We start from the raw sequence: 4,420 nt of genomic DNA, 5'->3' as shown, positions 1-4,420 counted from the left end.
GACCGGCCCAGCCGCTGGCGGCTGTGCGTTCGGGCGCTTGCGAAGCAGTGCTTCGCAAGCAAAGCGCCCTCACCCTTGGGGGCTTGTCCGCGGAATCCATGCCGCGGACACCCCCGCAACCGGACCCACCCCGCCTTCGACAGGTTCCGGCTGCTGTTGGTGCGTGTCGACTTCCTGCTGCTGTTGGTAGGTGTCGACCTTGGTCGACACTGTAGATCCACGCCATGCGTGGATAACGGAAACCGGATGCTTCATGAAATGAAAAAGCCCGCCGGAATCCGGCGGGCTTTTTGTTTCCAGCGTCAGATCCTTTTCCCACAGGTAAAGGGCTCTGACCGCAAGGCTCCTGGCATCAGGTCCAGCCGAGCAGCTCGAACAGCTTCAGGATCAGGTAGGCGCAGCCGCCTGCCGCCGGGATGGTCAGGATCCAGGCCCAGACGATGCGTTCGATCACGCCCAGGCGCAGCGAACGCGGGTTCTTGGCGAAGCCTACGCCCATGATCGCGGTGGAGATGCTGTGGGTGGTCGATACCGGCATGCCGAAGTGCGCCGCCAGGGTCAGCACGGTGGCCGAGCTGGTTTCCGCGGCGAAGCCGTGGATCGGGTGCAGCTTGACCATCTTGTGGCCCAGGGTCTTGATGATCTTCCAGCCGCCCGAGGCGGTACCGGCGGCCATCACCACCGCACAGGTCAGCACGATCCACATGGCGATGCCGTCGCCAGCGTGCGCGTCCGGATGCATGAAGGCCAGCCACGACGGCAGGTCGTTCAACGCRCCGGTCGCCTCGGCACCGATCAGGGTCATCGCGATGATGCCCATGGTCTTCTGCGCATCGTTGTGGCCGTGGGCAAAGCCCATGTAGGCCGCCGAAGCGATCTGCGCCTTGCCGAAGAACGCATTGACGATGCGCGGACGTGCCAGCCGGCCGATCGCGCCGCCGATCTTGGCCAGGCCTGCGATCAGCGCCCACAACAGCACCATCACTGCGATGCCGAGCAGGAAGCCGGCGATCGGCGAGGTGATCATCGGCACGAACACCTTCCACAGCAGGCCCTTGTTCTGCGCCCAGCTGCCAAGCCGTTCGGACCAGATCAGCGCGTCCCAGTTGTTGTGGGCCGCAGCCAGGCCGGCGCCGCACAGGCCACCGATCAACGCGTGCGAGGACGAGGACGGCAGGCCCTTCCACCAGGTGATCAGGTTCCAGATGATGCCGCCGAGCAGCGCGCACAGGATCACCTGCGGGGTCACGTCGACCACGTTGGTGTTGAGCAGGCCCGACGCGATGGTCAGTGCGACCGCGGTGCCGGTCAGGGCACCGATGAGGTTCATGAAGGCGGCAAGCATCACCGCCCAACCGGGCGACAGTACTTTGGTTGCCACCACGGTAGCGATGGAGTTGGCGGTATCGTGGAAGCCGTTGATGAACTCGAAGACGAGCGCGGCCAGGATCACCACCAGGACTAGGGTGAGCATCGGTACCGGCCCGTCAGCTGTTCTTCAACACGATCTGGTACGCCACCACACCGGCCTCGCGGCAGCGGTCGATGGCCYTTTCCAGGATCTCGAAGAATTCCTTGAGCAGGAACATCTGCAGGTTGTCCAGGCGACCGGAGTAGATGTCGCGGTACAGCTCGAGCATCAGACGGTCGGCCTCGTTTTCCAGCGAGCGCAGGCGCTCGTTGAGCGCGGTCATCCGGTCCAGGTTCATGTGGCGCAGGTCGGCGACCATCTCCACCACCACGCCAGCGGCCTGCTCCAGCATCGCCGCGCGCGGCGCGAAGTCGATGTGTTCCAGGTGGGTGGTGGCCAGCGAATAGCGATCGGCGAACTTCTCGATCTGCTTGGGAATCTTGTAGAGGGCCGAGCCCAGCGCTTCGATGTCTTCGCGCTCGATCGGGGTCATGAAGCTGTCCACCAGCGCCTGGCTGATCTTGTCCGAGGCCGCGCGTTCGCGCAGACGGGCCAGCTTGAAGGCATCCAGGGCGGGCTGGCGATCGGCGTCGCGCAGCATCGAATGCAGTGCCTTGGCGGCATCGGAAGCCGCGACGGCAGCCTCATCGAGCAGGGTGTAGAACTGTTTGCCGGAACCGAAAATGGTCTGCAGAGAGAACATTGAGAAACCTGTCAGCCGTCGCGGGAAGGACGGCACCAGTGCGAATTATGACGGCTAGATGACCATCACGGGTATCCCTGCCCCTTTCCGGGGGTCGGGACGCCCAAAACTGAACAGGCATTTGCCACCCAGCCACGGCCCTTTGCTAAGATGCCAGCGCGCCTTCGGGCGCACCTTATGGACGACGACCCTTATCCCCCAGCGCCGCGCCGGACCCCGTTCCTGAGCGCCTGCCGCCATCGCAAGCACCCGCCCTCCCTGCCACCAACCGGGGACGATGCCCGTGTTTGAAATGATCCTGATTGTTTTCGCGCTTGTTCTGCTGAACGGCTTCTTTGCCATGTCCGAGATGTCGGTCATGACCTCGCGCAAGAGCCGGCTGAAGCAGCTGGCCGGCACCTCCAAGCGCGCGGCCAAGGCCCTGGAGCTGTCGGAGAAGCCGGAAGCCTTCCTGTCCACCGTCCAGATCGGCATCACCGTGATCGGYGTGCTGACCGGCTTCCTCGGCGGCGAGGCACTGGGTGAAGCCATCGGCGGCTGGATCCAGGGGCTGATGCCGGGCTTCGCCTACGCCGGCGGCATCGGCAAGGCCCTTGCGGTCACCTTCATCACCTTCATCACGCTGATCTTCGGCGAACTGGTGCCCAAGCGCCTGGCCCTGACCCGCTCGGAGGACATCGCCGGCCTGGTGGCGCTGCCGATGAGCTGGCTGGCCAAGCTGGCCTTCCCCTTCGTCTGGCTGCTGTCCAAGACCACCCAGCTGGTGCTGCGCCTGTTCGGCCTGGGCAAGGACGAGGTCGCGTCGGTGACCGAAGAGGAGATCCGCATGCTGGTGGCCGAGAGCCACGAGGCCGGCGTGATCGACAGCCACGAGCGCGACATGATGAACCGCGTGATGCGCCTGGGCGACCGTACCGCCGACAGCCTGATGACCCCGCGCAACCGGATCGCCTGGCTGGATACGCTGGGTGGCCTGGACAAGAACCTGGAGATCATGGCCGAGCACGAGTTCTCGCGGTACCCGGTGTACCGCGACAACGACATGGACGTGGTCGGCGTGCTTGAGCTGAAATCGCTGGCCACGCGGATGGCACGCGGCGACAACGCGCTGTTCCAGACGTTGCGCGAACCGCTGTACGTCTCCGAATCCACCCATGCGATGAAGCTGCTGGAGATCTTCCGCGAAGAACAGCAGTCGATGGCGCTGGTGGTGGACGAGTACGGCGAGATCCAGGGCCTGGTAACCATCAGCGATTTGATGGGCGCGGTGGTCGGCCGCCTGCAGGCAACGGAAAATGCCGACGAGGACGCGCTGGTGGTGACCCGTGAGGACGGCTCGCTGCTGGTGGACGGCTCGCTGCCGATCGAGGACCTGCGCGAGCTGATCGGCAGCAACGACCTGCCCGACGCCGAGGATGGCGATTACTACACCCTGGCCGGCATGTGCATCCACTTCTTCGGCCGCATCCCGCACGCGGGCGAGTACTTCGACTGGGCCGGCTGGCGCTTCGAGGTGGTCGATCTGGACGGTGCGCGCGTGGACAAACTGCTGCTTCGCACCCTGTCCGACGAGCAGGCCGATGAGCTCACCGCCTGACGCCGGCCCCGGCGCTGCATCGCCGGAGTACCGCAACGAGGGCATCCGGACCCTGCTGGCGATGTTCGCCTTCGGTGACCCGGCCCAGCACATGAAGCTGGGGCAGATCCTGCAGGATCTGCAGCAGAGTGCCTTTGGTGTATTCCTGTTCGTCGCCATCCTGCCGGCCTTCATCCCCATCCCGGGGCTGGGCGGCGCAGTCAGCGGTCCGTTGGTGATCCTGATCGGCCTGCAGATGCTGTTCTGCATGCGCCGGCCCTGGCTGCCCGGCTTCATTGCCCGTCGCGGGCCGAAGCGCGGCACCATGCACCGGTTCCTGGATCGCATCGATGGTGCCCTGCGCCGCCTCGACCGCATGCTCAAGCCGCGCATGCCGCAACTGCTGACCCCGGCTCCCGCCCACGCCTTCAGCGGCCTGCTGCTGGTGCTRCTGGGCCTGCTGCTGTCGCTGCCGATTCCGTTCACCAACTATCTGTTCGGCTTCCAGTTGCTGCTGTTCGCGCTGGCCCTGCTTGAACGCGACGGCGCGCTGATGTTGTTCAACTGGGTGGCTGCGCTGGTGGCGATCGCTTTCTTCGGCTTCAGTTCCGGGCAGCTGGTGGGCTACACCGTCGACCTGTTCCAGCGCTGGTTCTGAGCGCCTGCCGCTGCGCTCGCCGGGCATGGCCCGGCGCTACCCTGAGCCCCGCCCGGTAGCGCCGGGCCATGC

4 protein-coding genes are annotated in these 4,420 nt (G+C 65.3%); 2 read left to right on the top strand and 2 right to left on the bottom strand.

Translation table 11 applies throughout. The features are described 5' to 3' along the window. Positions 1–352 precede the first annotated feature (352 nt). Positions 353–1,474 (bottom strand): inorganic phosphate transporter, encoded by a 1,122-nt coding sequence (locus AC1VAN_RS12960; protein WP_025878891.1) that lies wholly within the window; start codon positions 1,472–1,474, stop codon positions 353–355. Between the two features lie 13 nt (positions 1,475–1,487). Further along, positions 1,488–2,114, bottom strand: a complete 627-nt coding sequence (locus AC1VAN_RS12955) for a DUF47 domain-containing protein (RefSeq protein WP_480985935.1) — start codon at positions 2,112–2,114, stop codon at positions 1,488–1,490. A gap of 292 nt (positions 2,115–2,406) precedes the next feature. On the opposite strand from AC1VAN_RS12955, the gene AC1VAN_RS12950 reads away from it, so the two are divergent. Both AC1VAN_RS12950 and AC1VAN_RS12945 read left to right on the top strand, forming a co-directional pair. Continuing rightward, on the top strand, positions 2,407–3,711 hold the full coding sequence (locus AC1VAN_RS12950) for a hemolysin family protein (RefSeq protein ID WP_032952108.1): 1,305 nt from the start codon (positions 2,407–2,409) through the stop codon (positions 3,709–3,711). Then, positions 3,695–4,348 (top strand): exopolysaccharide biosynthesis protein, encoded by a 654-nt coding sequence (locus AC1VAN_RS12945; protein ID WP_025878888.1) that lies wholly within the window; start codon positions 3,695–3,697, stop codon positions 4,346–4,348. The genes AC1VAN_RS12950 and AC1VAN_RS12945 overlap by 17 nt, the downstream gene beginning before the upstream one ends. Positions 4,349–4,420 lie beyond the last annotated feature (72 nt).

It is taken from the genome of Stenotrophomonas sp. 05L44_2, assembly GCF_056665995.1.
This window is presented reverse-complemented; position numbering and strand designations above follow the sequence as displayed.